Below are 14,636 nucleotides of genomic sequence, written 5' to 3'. Positions count from 1 at the left end.
ATGCTGTTGGCTTATGGCTGAAACCCCTCTTGCGTTTATGATCGCGACCTACGTCGTGCTCGGCGTGTTCTTCATCGTGGACCTGTTCATCATCGGCCGCAAGCCCCATGTGCCCTCGACGGGCGAATGCGTACGGCATATCGCGTTCTTCGTCGGCGCAGCCATCGTGTTCGGCGCGCTGATGTGGCTCGTGGCCGGCTCGAAGCCGGCCATCGAGTTCTATTCGGGCTGGCTCACCGAGTATTCGCTCAGCATCGACAACCTCTTCGTGTTCGTCATCATCATGTCGAACTTCTCAGTGCCCAAGAACCTGCAGAAATACGTCCTGTCAGTCGGCATCACGATCGCGCTGGTCCTGCGCGGCCTGTTCATCCTTGTCGGCGCTGCGCTGATCGAGCGGTTCACCTGGGTGTTCTTCCTGTTCGGCGCCTTCCTGATCTACACCGCCGTCAAGGTCGCGCGCGGCGAGGACGACGACGAGGAGTTCCATGAGAACGGCGTCATCCGCCTGCTGCGCAAGGTCACGCACATGACCAACGACTACGATGGCAAGAAGCTGCGCGTCACGCACGACGGCGTCAAGTACTTCACGCCGATGCTCATCGTGTTCCTGACGATCGGCACGACCGACGTCATGTTCGCATGCGATTCGATTCCGGCGATCTTCGGCCTGACCAAGGACCCGTTCATCGTGTTCACGGCGAACGTCTTCGCGTTGCTGGGCCTGCAGCAGCTGTACTTCCTGCTGGGCGCCATGCTCGACAAGCTCGTCTACCTGCCCGTCGGCCTGTCGATCGTGCTTGGCTTCATCGGCGTCAAGCTGATCATGGAGGCGCTGCACGGCAATACGCTGCCGTTCATCAATTCGGGCCAGCCCGTGTCGTGGGTGCCGGAAATCCCGACATGGCTTTCTCTGGCCGTCATCATCGTCTCGATTGGCGGGGCGGCCGTGGCCAGCATCCTCAAAGACCGCTCGCTCGCATCCTCGCGCAAGGACTGAATGGGCCTTTTGCGTGTAGCCAAACCCATGCGCGGCAATGCCTGTTACCGATAACGGAAAAACGGCGTCCTTCAGGTGATTCTTTCGGGGCGCCGCGCTACACTGGTGAGCGACAAGCGGGCCCCAGGCCCGGTTTCATAGTGAAAAGGGATAATATTCATGCGCAAAGCCAAGATTGTGGACACCATCGGTCCCGCCACCGAATCGCTCGAGAACCTCACCAAGCTGGTCGAGGCGGGCATGGACGTCGCCCGCCTGAACCGTTCGCATGGCACTCCGGATGACCATCTCCGCGTCTACAACAACGTGCGCGAAGCCTCCAAGACGACCGGCCGCAACGTCGCGGTCCTCGTCGACCTTCAGGGCCCGAAGATCCGCTGCGGCTGGTTCAAGAAGAACGCCGACGGCGAGGACAAGGTCCAGCTCAAGGCCGGCCAGGAGTTCATCATCACCACCGACGACATCGAAGGCGACGAGCACATCACGTCCTGCACGTTCAAGGGGCTGCCGGGCGACTGCCACCCGGGCGACCCGATCCTCATCGACGACGGCAAGGTGCGCCTCGAGGTCGTCAAGGTCGAGGGCAACAACGTGGTGACCAAGGTCGTCGTGGCCGGCCCCGTGTCCAGCCACAAGGGCATCAACCTGCCGGGCGTCGCCGTCTCGCTGCCGGCGTTGACCGAAAAGGACGAGGACGACCTGCGCTGGGCCATCCGCACCGGCGCCGACATCATCGCCATGTCGTTCGTGCGCTTCGCCTCCGACATCGACCGCGCCCATGAAATCATGGACGAGGAAGGCCGCCGCATCCCGATCGTCGCGAAGATCGAGAAGCCGCAGGCCGTCGAGAACCTCGAGGATATCGTCAAGACGTTCGACGGCATCATGGTCGCCCGTGGCGACATGGCCGTCGAGATGCCGTTCGAAGAGGTTCCGCTCGTCACCAAGCGCTGCATCGAACTGGCCCGCCAGTACGCCAAGCCGGTCATCGTCGCCACCGAGGTCCTCGGCTCGATGGTGCATTCCCCGGTCCCGAGCCGTGCAGAGGCGTCCGACTGCGCCAACGCCGTGCTCGACGGCACCGACGCCACGATGACCTCCAACGAAACGGCCGTCGGTGACTATCCGACCGAAACGGTGCTGACGATGAGCCGCATCTCCGGCTATGCCACCGAGCATGGCTTCGACCGCATCCCGAAGCTGAAGAACCTCGACATGTCGAGCACCGGCGCCGTGTCCTCGGCCGCCGTCGACCTTGCCGACAAGCTCAACGCCAAGGCCATCGTCGCCTACACCCAGACCGGCTCCACCGTGCACCGCGTGTCCCGCGAACGCCCGGCCACGCCGATCTACGGCCTGACGACCAACGAGCATACCTACCACTGGCTGGCCCTGAGCTGGGGCACCGAAGGCGTGCTGCTGGACGACGACTACCACGACATGTCCCGCAAGGACCTGATGGTCTTCACCGACAAGGTGCTGCGCGAGGCCGGCAAGGTCTCCAACGGCGATAAGATCGTCGTGCTGAGCTCCGCCCAGGGCGAGCACAAGCCGGGCCGCACCGACTCGATCTACGTGCACACGGTCGGCGCCTGCGACTGAACGCCACGCGCGTTTGTCCGTTGACGGCCGGTGTGGTATATTCGCATACGGCCGTCAACGGCCATGCCCCTGTATCCCAATTGGTAGAGGAAGCAGCCTCAAAATCTGCGCAGTGTGGGTTCGAGTCCCACCGGGGGCACCTTGGAATCTGGGAATACCGGTGCCGGTTGGGCGGTTAATCTGCTTATCATTGAAAACGAAAACTTCTCGCCGATGAAGGGGGAATGCAATGACCAAGGAGACCTATCGCCGTTTCGACCCGTGGCGTCCGACGCCGATCAAGGAAGAGACCCGCGAGTCCGTCGTCAACAGCCACTATTTCAATATCGACCATGTAGCTTTCAATTCCAATGAAGTAGGCCATTTCGAACGGTTCCTGCTGCATAAGAACAATGGCGATTCAGTCGGCGTCATCGGCCTGACGCCCGAGGGCAAGATCCCGCTCGTCGAGCAGTACCGCATTCCGGTGCATCGCTGGACGCTCGAAATCCCCGCAGGGCACGCCACGCGCAAGTCGGAGAGCCCTCTGGAAGTCGCCCAGCGCAAGCTGCGCGAGGAAGTGGGGTATGAAGCCGAGCAGTTCACGCAGTTCTGCCGCTTCATCAATACGCCGAGCTTCTCCAACCAGTACACGTCCCTGTTCTTCGCATACGGGCTTAAGGAAGTGGGCGATGGCGGCATGACCGACGCCAGCCGTTCCTACGTGCGCTTCTATACGCCCAAGGAAGCGTACGACATGGTGCTCAACGGCACGATCCTCGACGCGAAGTCCGTCATCGCCATCCAGCGGCTCTACCATTCCCCACATTTCCGGGTGCCCGACGAAACGTCTGAAAACAACTGAAAGGCGCCCTGCCGCGCCTTGTTCGTCGGCAGTGTAAGATGTTGGCTTGGAAAAGAACCGGACAACCTGCCCGCATGGCGGCAGGGCGTGGGGCGCCTTAAGGATCCGCAAGCAATGGATGCCGCGAATGGCGCGACGATGACGAATGAAAAAGGATACGGGCATGGCAGATCAGAACGAGCAGATTGCGGACGACACCGAACGCGAGGTGCTGAGCGCCGACGAACTGGCGCAGGCCGCCGCCGAGGAGCCGGCCAAGCCGGCGAAGCGCACGGTGGTGGTGGCCGAGGACGAATCGGTCAACCGCATGGATTTGGTGGCGATGCTGGAGGACAACGGCTACGAGGTGGTCGGCGAAGCGGCCAACGGCGAGGAGGCAGTCGAACTGACGCGCGAAAAGCGCCCGGACGTGGTGTGCATGGACGTCAAGATGCCCCGCATGGATGGCATCGCGGCGGCCGGCATCATCTGCGACGAGAACATCGCCCCGGTCGTCATGCTCACCGCGTTCTCGCAGACCGACCTGGTGCGCCAAGCCATCGGCGCGGGCGCGATGGCGTACGTGACCAAGCCCTACGAGGAATCGAAGCTGCTGCCCGCCATTGAGGTGGCCATGGGCCGCTTTGCCGAGATCAACGACCTGCTGGACAGCGTCGACCGCGACGAGAAGGAACTGGAAGCCACGCGCGAACAGCTCAAGGCGACCGAGGAAAAGCTCGCCAAGGCGGAGGACACGCTGGAGGAGCGCAAGCTGGTCGACCGCGCCAAGGGGCTGCTGATGGACAAGGCCAACTTCACCGAACAGGGCGCTTTCCGCTGGATCCAGAAGACGTCGATGGACCAGCGCATCCCGAAAAAGCGCCTGGCGCAGGCCATCATCGAGAAGTATTCCGACGACAAGGGCGAAGAGTAGGGAAGGCGCCGCGGCTGGCAAAAGCCAAGGTCGTGGTGTATTCCTGTTAGTATGACTGAAACACAGAACGGAACGCGCGGAACGCTGCTGGTGGTCGATGGCCACTCGATTGCGTTCCGTGCGTTTTTCGCATTGCCCGTCGAGAACTTCTCCAGCGCCGGCGGACAGGCGACCAACGCCATCTGGGGATTCCTGAGCATGCTTGGCGACGTCGTGGCCGCCGAGCGGCCGGACCGCCTCGCCATCGCCTTCGACGTGGCCGGCGGGACTTTCCGCAACGAATTGCTGGGCCAGTACAAAGGAACGCGCGAAGCGGCTCCGGAAGAGCTGCTCAGCCAGTTCCCCCTGATCCAGCAGGCGCTCACCGCCCTGGGCGTCACCTACATCGAGAAGCCCGGATACGAAGGCGACGACGTCATCGCCACGCTCGCGACGATGGGCGAGCAGGCCGGCTACCGCACGCTGGTGCTGTCCGGCGACCGCGATGCCTTCCAGCTGATCGACGAGGACACCACCGTGCTGTACCCGGGCTACCATTTCAAGGACCTCAAGCACATGACCCCGGCCGCCATCGAGGAAAAGTACCATGTGACGCCCAGCCAGTATCCCGATCTGGCCGCGCTGCGCGGGGAAGGGGCCGACAACATCCCCGGCGTGCCGGGCGTTGGCGACGGCTTCGCGGCGAAGTGGATCAACGAATACGGCGGCCTCGAAGGCATCCTCGAGCACGCTGGCGACATCAAGGGCAAGAAGGGCGATGCGCTGCGCGAGAACATCGAGCAGGTCAAGCTCAACCGGAAGGTCAATGCGCTGGTGCGAGACATCGACCTTGGCGTGGGCATCGACCAGCTCACCTTCGGCGACATCGACGCCGAGGCGGCCAATGCGCTGTTCAGCCAGCTGGATTTCGGCGCGAAAAGCCGGCAGAAGTTCCTTGCGGCCTTCACGGCCCCCGATGCATCCGGCGCCGGGGCCGTCGAGGAATGCAGCGATCCCGCCGTCATCGATCCGGCCATCGACGTCGTCGGCGACGGGGCGGCTCTGGAGGCATGGGCGGCCAGTTTCCTGCCGGCGCCCCAGCCTGACGAGACGTCGCTCGCCATGGACGTGGCCGCGCAGCTCAAGGAGCAGTCCAACGACTGCGTCTCCGCCGTCGACGCTTCCTGGACGCTGTATGCGCAGGGTAGCCCCAAGCCGGGATCGTCCAGCGTGTCCACCGTGGTGCTGCTGGGCGGTGCCCATGCCGTCGCCGTCGACCCCCATGATGCCTCGATGAAGGATGCGTTCCAGCGCATCGTCTCCCAAAGGGCGGCGTCGCTGGCCGTGCATGGCTATAAGGACCATCTGCACATGCTGGCCAGCGCAGGCATCGAACTGCCGATGCCGCTGTTCGACACGAAGCTCGGCGGATACCTGGCGGAACCGGATTTCCAGGGCGCTTCCATCCAGGACTATGCCAAACGCTTCCTGAATCTTGATGAAGAAACCGCCCGCGACGAGGCGCAGGGCACGCTGGAACTGGACGGGCTGGATGCCGCCGACGAACCGCAGGCCGGCGTACGCGAAGCGGCGCTGGTGGCCGCCGTCGCCCGCGTGCTGGCGCCGCGGCTGCAGGAACGCCAGCAGTACGCGTTGCTCAAGGCCATTGAAATGCCGGTAGCGCAGGTGCTGTTCCGCATGGAGTGCGCAGGCGTCGCCGTCGACGAATCCCGTTTCTCGGCGATGCTGGAAAGCTTCACCGCCGATGCCGGCCAGGCCGAACGCATCGCGTGGGACGCCGCGGGCAGGGAAGTCAAGCTGCAAAGCCCCAAGCAGCTGGGCATCGTGCTGTTCGAGGAAATGGGGCTGACGCCGACCAAGCGCACGAAAAAGGGATCGTACACGACGAACGCCGCCGCGCTGCTCAAGCTCTACGAAACGACCGAAGACAACCCGAAGGCCAACGAATTCCTCGGCGCCGTGCTGCGCTTCAGGGAAGTCAACAAGCTCAAGCAGATCGTCGAGTCGCTCATCGAGGCCGTCAACCTGCATGACGGGCGGATCCATACGACGTTCGAGCAGACGGTGGCGGCGACCGGGCGCCTGAGTTCCGTCGACCCCAATCTGCAGAACATCCCCAACCGCAATGCGCAGGGCCGGGAGATCCGTTCCGCCTTCGTTGCCGGCGAAGGGTACGCATCATTGCTGTCGGCGGACTATTCGCAGGTGGAGCTGCGGCTGATGGCCGACCTGTCCGGCGACCAGGCGCTGATCGACGCGTTCAAGTCCGGCACCGACTTCCACAAGTACGTTGCCAGCCTCGTCTACGGGGTGCCGGCAGAGCAGATCACCGGCGACCAGCGCAGCCACGTGAAGGCGATGAGCTATGGCCTCGCCTACGGACTGTCGACCTACGGGCTCGCCCAGCAGCTCGACATCACGCCGAAAGAGGCGGATGCGTTGAAGCAGCAGTATTTCAGCGTGTTCGGCAAGGTCCATGACTACCTTGAATCGCTGGTCAGCACGGCACGCAAGCGCGGCTATACCGAAACGATGTTCGGAAGGCGCCGCTATTTCCCCGCGCTGCAGTCGACGAACCGCGTGGCCCGGGATGCCGCCGAGCGTGCTGCGCTCAACGCGCCGATCCAGGGGTCGGCGGCCGACATCATGAAGATCGCGATGATCCGCGCCCAGCGGGCGCTGGATGCGAACCGGCTGCACAGCCGGATCGTGCTGCAGATCCATGACGAACTCGTCGTCGAGCTCGCCCCCGGCGAAGAGCAGGAGGCGACGGCGCTGGTCAAGGACGCAATGGAGAATGCCGTGCATCTGGCGGTGCCGCTGGACGTGTCGACGGGCATCGGGCCGGACTGGCAGCTCGCGGCGCATTGATCGAGGCCGCTGGCAGCGGCGGAGGGAAAGGAAGGCATCAGCATGCTTACGCTCAGCCAGGCCGTGGAGGCCTTGGAAACGCTGTACCCGTTGCGGTACGCGGAATCGTGGGATCATCCGGGCCTTATCGTCGGCGATCTGGCCGACCCGGTGACGGATATCGTCTTCGCCGCGGATCCGACGATGGAGGTCGTCGAGAACGCCATCGCCGGCGGCGCGAACCTGCTGGTCACCCATCATCCGCTGTTTTTCCGGGCCGTCCATGAGGTATCGGGCAACGGCTTTCGCGGCGATATCGTCGCCAGGCTCTACCGCAGCCATTGCGCGCTGTGGGTGGGCCATACGAATGCCGATGCCGCCTACCGCGGCGTCGCGCAGGCGGCGGCCGACGCGTTCGGGCTCGAAGGGCAGACCCCCATGGTGCCCATCGAGGACGCGACATCCCCCACGCCGGTGGGGGAGGGGCGCGTCGGCACGCTTCCCGAGCCCATGACGCTGCGCGAATTCGCCGCGCGCGTGGCATCAGAACTGCCGCCGACGCCGTATGGCGTGCAGGTGTCGGGCCCGCTGAACGAGCCGGTCCAGACGGTAGCTGTCCTGCCTGGCTCGGGCGATTCGATGTTCGGCGAGGTCAACGGCCTCGGCGTCGACGTCTATGTCACCAGCGATTTGCGGCACCATCCCGCCACCGATGAAATGCAGCAGGCCTATTACGAAGCCTCGATGCGCTCGCGTGGCATCGCACCTGGCCCGGCGCGTGGCGAAGGCGTCAAACCGGCGCTGGTCAACACCCCGCACAGCGCCATCGAATCGCTGTGGTTCCGCTATGCGCTGCACGACGTTCCCGACACCATCGAAGCGGCGTACGGCGAGCGCCCGGCGGTGCGGTGGGATTCGCGGCGCACCGATCCATGGGATCTGGTCATCCGGTAGGACGGGACGGGTCACCGCAAGCGAAACCGAGTGTGCGATACTGGAGGGTATGCAAACACGTCCTGGATCCATGTACCCGCTTGGCGCGACGTTCGACGGCGCCGGCGTGAACTTCGCGCTGTTCTCGCGCGTCGCGCAGAAAGTGGAGCTATGCCTGTTCGATGAGCAGGACAACGAAACCCGCATCGAAGTCACCGAACAGAACTCCTTCGTATGGCATATCTACGTGCCCGGCATCCAGCCGGGCCAGCGGTATGGCTACCGCGTCTACGGCCCGTACGACCCTGCCAGCGGTCACCGGTGCAATCCCAACAAGCTGCTGCTCGACCCGTACGCCAAGGCCATCGAAGGCAACATCGACGGCGATGAAAGCCTGTATTCCTACTGGTTCAACGACCCGGACAACCTGTCCGACATGAACGACCTCGATTCGGCGCCGCATACGATGAAGGCGGCCGTCATCAACCCCTACTTCGACTGGGGAGCCGACCGCCATCCCGACATCTCCTACCACGATTCGATCATCTACGAAGCGCACGTGAGGGGCATGACGAACCTCAACCAGCGCGTCCCCGCCGAAATCCGCGGCACGTATGCGGGACTGGCGTATCCGGCCGTCATCGAGTACCTGAAGAAGCTGGGCGTCACTGCCATCGAGCTGATGCCCATCCACCAGTTCATCAATGACTCGTTCCTCCAGCAGAAGGGTCTGTCGAACTACTGGGGCTACAACACGATCGGCTTCTTCGCGCCCCACAACGCCTATTCGAGCACGGGGCAGCGCGGCGAGCAGGTCAACGAATTCAAGTCGATGGTCAAGGCCTACCACGAAGCCGGCATGGAGGTCATCCTCGACGTCGTGTACAACCACACGGCCGAAGGCAACCATATGGGGCCCACGCTGTCGCTCAAGGGCATCGACAACCATTCGTACTACCGCCTGGTGGACGGCGACGAGGCGCACTACTTCGACACGACCGGCACCGGCAACTCCCTGCTTATGCGTTCCCCGCATGCGCTGCAGCTCATCACCGATTCGCTGCGGTACTGGGTGAGCGAAATGCATGTCGACGGCTTCCGCTTCGACCTGGCCGCGACGCTGGCGCGCCAGTTCCAGGAGGTCGACAAGCTGTCGGCGTTCTTCGACATCGTCCAGCAGGATCCGGTCATCTCCCGCGTCAAGCTGATTGCCGAACCGTGGGATCTGGGTTCCGGCGGCTACCAGGTCGGCGGCTTCCCGCCGAACTGGTCCGAGTGGAACGGCCGCTACCGCGACTGCGTGCGCGATTTCTGGCGTTCCCAGCCGTCGACGCTTCCCGAATTCACCAGCAGGTTCATGGGCAGCTCCGACCTCTACCAGGCCAACGGACGCCGCCCGGTGGCGTCGGTGAACTTCGTGACCGCCCACGACGGCTTCACGATGAACGACCTGGTCAGCTACAACGAGAAGCACAACCAGGCGAACGGCGAGGACAACCGCGACGGCGAAAGCAACAACCGTTCGTGGAACTGCGGCGTCGAAGGGCCTACGAAGATCCGCGACGTCGTCGAGCTGCGCCAGCGCCAGATGCGCAACATGTTCGCCACGCTGCTGTTCAGCCAGGGCATCCCGATGATCTGCGGCGGCGACGAGGTGTGCCGCACTCAGCTGGGCAACAACAACGCCTACTGCCAGGACAATGAACTGTCGTGGACCCACTGGGATTTCAACGAGGCGCAGAAGGACATGTGCCGGTTCGTCAGCAAGCTCACCCATTTGCGGCTTGAGCACCCCGTGCTGCACCGGCGCCGCTTCTTCACCGGACGCGAAGAAGGGGACGGCCCCTCTGACCTGCCGCAGGTGGAATGGTTCGACCATACCGGCACGATCATGGACCTTGAGGCATGGGGCAACACCCACGCGTTCTCGATCATGATCTACCTCAACGGGTCCGACATCCCTGAATGCGACTGGTACGGCAACACGATGGTGGACAACGATTTCATCCTGATCTTCAACGCCCACTACGAGCCGATCATGTTCACGTTGCCCGATGAACGCTATGGCAAGAAATGGCGGCTCATCGTCGATACGCACAACCCGAAGGGCCCGGAACTCAACTACGAGGCCGGCTTCTCCATTACGGCCCAGTCGCGCAGCTTCCTGATGCTGATCAGCGACGACAAGCCGGATCAGTCGCCGGTACTGTAGAAGAACGGGAGCTGTTCCAGCGCGTTGCGGCGCGGAACCGCTCCCCGATTCGATTGGTTTTGTTTTCAGATTCGAAACAAGCGTCTCACGACAGCTTCTTGTTCGTCAGGTCCGACAGGTTCGCCTGCAGGCTTTCCTGGCCTCCCATGTTCATGATGGCGTCGAGCTCGATCTGCTCTTCGTCCCGGATGGCCGATTCAAGCTTGCCGGGCGCCATCGTCTGCGCCTTGAGCAGCTGGGTCTGGATGCGGTCGTCCTCAATCGAGGCAATCTGGCGCGAGAACACGATGAACCAGCCGAGGAACAGCATGCATGCCAGCGCCTCGACGTTGGTCAGCGTCGTCTTGCCCTGTAGCCACAGCACCCCCGCGCCGGCGCAGACGGCGATCGCCAGATCGGAAATGACGTAGAGGGACTTCGAAAGCTGGGGCGCCAGCCACGGGAGCGCGATGAGCATCACGAACATGACGCACGGCATGCCGCGGGCGAAGACGTTGTGCAGGATCGGGTGCGGCGTATAGCGGAAGACGCCGATGCCGATGAACGCGACGCCGCTGAGCGTCAGCAGCGTCGACAGCAGCGCGATGCGCACCTTGAACGCGGGTACGTGGTAGGACAGATGCAGCCGGCGGATGTCTGGGCGGCCGTCCTTGGGATTGTAGACGCGGTAGGTGGCGACCAGCTCCGAAATGGCGAAGTAGCTGATGATGATGATGCAGGTTCCGCCGAGAATCAGCGTGGAGTTGAACATGCGCGCCGCGAACGTCGTGCGGTCGCCAAGCTGCGAGAAGTTGTTGTTGAACCAGTAGGGGTCGGTGGTGGTCGTGCTGGCGGTGCCGACGCCGGAAATCACGAAGAAAGGCAGCAGCGACGCCAACGTCTTCGCGTCCATGAGTTCGGCCTGGATGAACGTGACATAGCCGCCGACGCCGGCAAGGGCGGCCGTCAGCGAGGGGATGTAGGTGGTGAAGGTGGCAGAGCCCATCAGGCTGTTGATCAGGCTCAGCAGCATGAACGACGTCAGGAACAGCGTTGAGGCGTAGACAGTCGACAGGGCGAGGATTTCCACGGCGCGCCGGAAGGAGATGAACCAGCTGCCCTTGAGCGACACCGAACGGATGCGGTGGACATAGCCGACGATGAAGCTGATGACGCCGCAGATCGCAACGAGCGCCGAACTGGCCATGAACCGCCGCTGGCTCAGCTGCCAGAACGCCGACGCGTATTCGAGGTACGCCAGCATGCCGATGCCGCCCGCGATGGCGCAGAACAGAAACGAAAGCAGTCCGGCCGCCTCCGCGCGCTGATGTCGACCCATGCCGAGGCACCCCTTTCTTCTTGCCGGTAGTCCGAACCAATTCTAACGCCGGGTTGTCGCCAAGTCTGGTATACTTCTAACTTGTGCCGCGGAGCGAACGATGCGTTCCCGGCACGAACGGGCTGTAGCGCAGCTTGGTAGCGCGTCTGCTTTGGGAGCAGAATGTCGCAGGTTCAAATCCTGTCAGCCCGACCAAAAACGTTGGGAAACCACCAGTCTTGGTGGCTTCCCTTTCCTTCTCATTCGGTTTTCGGCACACATTGGCACAACGGCCGCATTCGTCATCCTCATGGAGTACGTCTGTTGACAATGAAACTCCTCGGACCAATCATGGGGTTATGAGTCTTGTGATGAAACGCGTGTATGAAGAGCCGTCCCCTGACGATGGCTACCGGATTCTGGTGGACCGCCTATGGCCGCGCGGCGTGAAGAAAGAACAGGCTGATCTTGACTTGTGGATGAAGGGCATCGCGCCTTCGCCTGAACTGCGCAAATGGTTCGGGCACGATCCGGAGCGGTTCAAGGAATTCTCCGAGCGTTACCGCCAGGAGCTGGATAACGATACGGAAGCTGTCGATGAGCTCCTGAATATCATGCGGTCCCACGACAAGGTCACGCTGGTCTATGCCGCCAAGGATCCCGCCATCAACCACGTCGTCGTCCTGCGCGACTACATGGACCATCTTGCCGGTCAATCCGCTGCGTGAAGTGGATCTGCCTGTAGCCCCTTGGATTATGTACGGTAGAAGCCATGCGCGATGAAAGTCATGGCAGGGATCTTCAGGCGTCCCGAACCGAGTCTGCTGTACTGGCAACGGAGTACGGAAAGCTGCCGAAGGCGGAGCTCGCGTTTCCGGGGACGCAACGGGACCGGCTGGTCAAGCTCATTCTTGATGGCACGAAGACATTAACGACTGCGCTGCTGATTGACTACACCGAAAGCGGCGAGGCGTTACCGGCGAAGGGGAATCGCTCCATACTGGTCGATAGCGCTGGGAAAGCCGTCGCTCTGCTGGAGACCACAGATGTCGCCATCTGCCGTCTCGGGGAGGTTTCCGAACGCGATGTGCGGGACGAAGGCGAAGGGGATGCGACGGTTCAGCAATGGAGGCGCAATCACGAGGCTTTCTGGAATTCCAACGAATACCGCGCGTCCTTCACTGACTCGTCGTTCTCCCTTTCCGACGATACCGCTGTAGTGCTGGAACGTTTCCGGGTTGTGGAGCGCCTTTAAGAACGTCGGCGGAATCGGGGAGCGGGGGAAGGGCGTTGCCGGTACGATAGGGAAGCATGGCACAGTCTGTTGAACATGATTCCAACGCCGATGCGTTGTGGAGGGCGCCGCTGGCCGATGGGCCGCTGGACGCCACCGTGACGATTCCCGGCTCCAAGTCCCTGTCGAACCGCTACCTGGTGCTCGGAGCGCTTTCGACGCGTCCCGTCGTGCTGGAAGGGATGCTGCGTTCGCGCGACACCGAACTGATGATGGCCGCGCTCGAAGCGCTCGGCGTTTCCTGCCTGAGCAACGATCTCGACCCCACGACGGTGCGTGTCGTGCCGCCGGACGACGGCGTGTTCCGCGGCGACGTCGACGTGTATTGCGGCCTGGCCGGCACCGTCATGCGCTTCGTGCCGCCGCTCGCGTTGTTCGCCGACGGCCCGGTGCGCTTCGACGGCGATGAGCAGGCCTATGCGCGCCCGATGAAGCCGCTGCTCGACGGCCTTGAGCAGCTTGGCGCCGCCATCGACTACGAAGGCGAGCCAGGGCACCTGCCGTTCACCATCACGCCGCCGGAGCGCGGCACACTGGCCGCAGGCGCCGGCCCGAAGCATGTGGCGATAGATTCGTCGGCGTCGTCGCAGTTCGTTTCCGGATTGCTGCTCATCGGCTCGAAGCTGCCGCGCGGGCTGGAACTGAAGCATTGCGGCGCCAAGCTGCCGAGCATGCCGCATATCGAAATGACCATGGAGGACATCCGGCTTGCCGGCGGCGACGTCGCGATGCCGGTGCCGGGGCAGTGGACGGTGCAGCCGGCGGCGCTGGCGCTGCCGTTCAATCTTGTCGTCGAACCCGACCTGTCGAACGCGGCGCCGTTCCTCGGGGCGGCGCTCATCGCCGGCGGTTCCGTCAGCGTGCCCCATTGGCCTGCCGCCACTACGCAGCCTGGAGCGCTCCTTCCCGGCATCCTCGCCGCCATGGGCGCCGACGTGACGCTGGACGGCAAGCCGTTTGCGTCGCCTGAAGACGCCGCCTTGTTCCCGCCACGGCATAGCGGCACGCTGACGGTGCGCGGCAGCGGCGCAATCGACGGCCTGGGAGCCTACGACATGTCGGCGGCGGGCGAAATCGCGCCGAGCGTCGCCGCGCTGGCCGTGCTTGCCGACGGCGATTCGGACCTTGAAGGCATCGGCCATCTGCGCGGTCATGAAACGGACCGCCTGAAGGCGCTGGCGACGGAAATCGCGCGTATCGGCGGCGTGGCCCGCGAAACCCCGGACGGACTGGCAATCGAGGCCGTCGGTGCCGGGCGGCTGCACGGAGCCGTCATGAAGAGCTACGCCGACCACCGGATGGCGACGTTCGCGGCGATGGTCGGGCTGAAAGTCCCCGGCATCGAGGTGGAGGATATCGCCACGACGCGCAAGACGATTCCGGATTTCCCGGGCCTGTGGGCGGCGATGCTCGCGCAGAAAGCGTAGCCTGGACCGCTATTTGCAAAGATTTGGTTCAAGCCGGCTGGCGCCCATATGCAGCCGGCTGCGTTCCCGCTACAGTGGGAGGCGAAGGGGAACCAAAAGCCAGGTTCGGGGGATGAGCTTGGCTTTCTCCTTGACAACAGGTCCGCCGGGGAAACGGTTTTCAAGTTTCCCGCTTCCCCGGCGGCTTCCTTTTCCGGCCGGCGAGACGGTTGCCTTGTAGCCAAAGGCCGGGAGCGTAAACGGGAAGTCCCCGGCATCAATGGC

The 14,636-nt window shown here is 63.3% G+C and carries 11 protein-coding genes and 2 tRNA genes; 12 read left to right on the top strand and 1 reads right to left on the bottom strand.

The features are described from left to right. The first annotated feature begins 13 nt into the window (after positions 1-13). From AC1AXT_RS01150 to glgX, 8 genes are all read left to right on the top strand, one after another. The gene (locus AC1AXT_RS01150; RefSeq protein WP_476539932.1) at positions 14-1,000 is read left to right on the top strand and encodes a TerC family protein; all 987 of its coding nucleotides are present in this window, start codon (positions 14-16) and stop codon (positions 998-1,000) included. Between the two features lie 159 nt (positions 1,001-1,159). Next, on the top strand, positions 1,160-2,602 hold the full coding sequence (gene pyk / locus AC1AXT_RS01145; protein ID WP_476539930.1) for a pyruvate kinase: 1,443 nt from the start codon (positions 1,160-1,162) through the stop codon (positions 2,600-2,602). A gap of 65 nt (positions 2,603-2,667) precedes the next feature. Then, positions 2,668-2,741: transfer RNA gene (locus AC1AXT_RS01140), tRNA-Leu, on the top strand. A gap of 90 nt (positions 2,742-2,831) precedes the next feature. Continuing rightward, positions 2,832-3,446, top strand: coding sequence for an NUDIX domain-containing protein (locus tag AC1AXT_RS01135; protein ID WP_476539928.1), 615 nt, complete (start codon positions 2,832-2,834; stop codon positions 3,444-3,446). Positions 3,447-3,609: 163 nt separating this feature from the next. Further along, the gene (locus tag AC1AXT_RS01130; RefSeq protein ID WP_476539926.1) at positions 3,610-4,359 is read left to right on the top strand and encodes an ANTAR domain-containing response regulator; all 750 of its coding nucleotides are present in this window, start codon (positions 3,610-3,612) and stop codon (positions 4,357-4,359) included. A 51-nt stretch (positions 4,360-4,410) separates the two neighbouring features. Next, the gene (polA, locus tag AC1AXT_RS01125) at positions 4,411-7,230 is read left to right on the top strand and encodes a DNA polymerase I (protein ID WP_476539924.1); all 2,820 of its coding nucleotides are present in this window, start codon (positions 4,411-4,413) and stop codon (positions 7,228-7,230) included. A 42-nt stretch (positions 7,231-7,272) separates the two neighbouring features. Next, on the top strand, positions 7,273-8,163 hold the full coding sequence (locus tag AC1AXT_RS01120) for a Nif3-like dinuclear metal center hexameric protein (RefSeq protein WP_476539923.1): 891 nt from the start codon (positions 7,273-7,275) through the stop codon (positions 8,161-8,163). A gap of 49 nt (positions 8,164-8,212) precedes the next feature. Then, positions 8,213-10,354: a glycogen debranching protein GlgX gene (glgX, locus tag AC1AXT_RS01115; protein ID WP_476539922.1), complete on the top strand. Its 2,142-nt coding sequence runs from the start codon at positions 8,213-8,215 to the stop codon at positions 10,352-10,354. Between the two features lie 85 nt (positions 10,355-10,439). Here the strand turns inward: glgX and AC1AXT_RS01110 are convergent, their stop codons facing one another. Further along, positions 10,440-11,672: an ABC transporter permease gene (locus AC1AXT_RS01110; protein WP_476539920.1), complete on the bottom strand. Its 1,233-nt coding sequence runs from the start codon at positions 11,670-11,672 to the stop codon at positions 10,440-10,442. Positions 11,673-11,790: 118 nt separating this feature from the next. Between AC1AXT_RS01110 and AC1AXT_RS01105 the strand changes: the two genes are divergently transcribed. From AC1AXT_RS01105 to aroA, 4 genes are all read left to right on the top strand, one after another. Further along, a tRNA-Pro gene (locus tag AC1AXT_RS01105) sits at positions 11,791-11,867 on the top strand. Positions 11,868-12,010: 143 nt separating this feature from the next. After that, positions 12,011-12,379 (top strand): DUF488 domain-containing protein, encoded by a 369-nt coding sequence (locus AC1AXT_RS01100; RefSeq protein ID WP_476539918.1) that lies wholly within the window; start codon positions 12,011-12,013, stop codon positions 12,377-12,379. A 44-nt stretch (positions 12,380-12,423) separates the two neighbouring features. Beyond that, positions 12,424-12,906, top strand: a complete 483-nt coding sequence (locus tag AC1AXT_RS01095; RefSeq protein WP_476539916.1) for an ASCH domain-containing protein — start codon at positions 12,424-12,426, stop codon at positions 12,904-12,906. A gap of 56 nt (positions 12,907-12,962) precedes the next feature. Further along, positions 12,963-14,372 carry a 3-phosphoshikimate 1-carboxyvinyltransferase gene (gene aroA / locus AC1AXT_RS01090; RefSeq protein ID WP_476539915.1) on the top strand — a complete coding sequence of 470 codons (1,410 nt, stop codon included), beginning with the start codon at positions 12,963-12,965 and terminating at the stop codon, positions 14,370-14,372. Positions 14,373-14,636 lie beyond the last annotated feature (264 nt).

This window comes from Bifidobacterium sp. LH_450, assembly GCF_056356715.1.
This window is presented reverse-complemented; position numbering and strand designations above follow the sequence as displayed.

What these genes read in the sequence shown, in the direction of transcription:
- AC1AXT_RS01150 (WP_476539932.1), top strand. Translation starts at nt 14, where the DNA reads ATGGCTGAAACCCCTCTTGCGTTTATGATCGCGACCTACGTCGTGCTC.
- AC1AXT_RS01100 (WP_476539918.1), top strand. Translation starts at nt 12,011, where the DNA reads ATGAGTCTTGTGATGAAACGCGTGTATGAAGAGCCGTCCCCTGACGAT.
- glgX (WP_476539922.1), top strand. Translation starts at nt 8,213, where the DNA reads ATGCAAACACGTCCTGGATCCATGTACCCGCTTGGCGCGACGTTCGAC.
- AC1AXT_RS01120 (WP_476539923.1), top strand. Translation starts at nt 7,273, where the DNA reads ATGCTTACGCTCAGCCAGGCCGTGGAGGCCTTGGAAACGCTGTACCCG.
- AC1AXT_RS01135 (WP_476539928.1), top strand. Translation starts at nt 2,832, where the DNA reads ATGACCAAGGAGACCTATCGCCGTTTCGACCCGTGGCGTCCGACGCCG.
- pyk (WP_476539930.1), top strand. Translation starts at nt 1,160, where the DNA reads ATGCGCAAAGCCAAGATTGTGGACACCATCGGTCCCGCCACCGAATCG.
- aroA (WP_476539915.1), top strand. Translation starts at nt 12,963, where the DNA reads ATGGCACAGTCTGTTGAACATGATTCCAACGCCGATGCGTTGTGGAGG.
- polA (WP_476539924.1), top strand. Translation starts at nt 4,411, where the DNA reads ATGACTGAAACACAGAACGGAACGCGCGGAACGCTGCTGGTGGTCGAT.
- AC1AXT_RS01095 (WP_476539916.1), top strand. Translation starts at nt 12,424, where the DNA reads ATGCGCGATGAAAGTCATGGCAGGGATCTTCAGGCGTCCCGAACCGAG.
- AC1AXT_RS01130 (WP_476539926.1), top strand. Translation starts at nt 3,610, where the DNA reads ATGGCAGATCAGAACGAGCAGATTGCGGACGACACCGAACGCGAGGTG.
- AC1AXT_RS01110 (WP_476539920.1), bottom strand. Translation starts at nt 11,672, where the DNA reads ATGGGTCGACATCAGCGCGCGGAGGCGGCCGGACTGCTTTCGTTTCTG.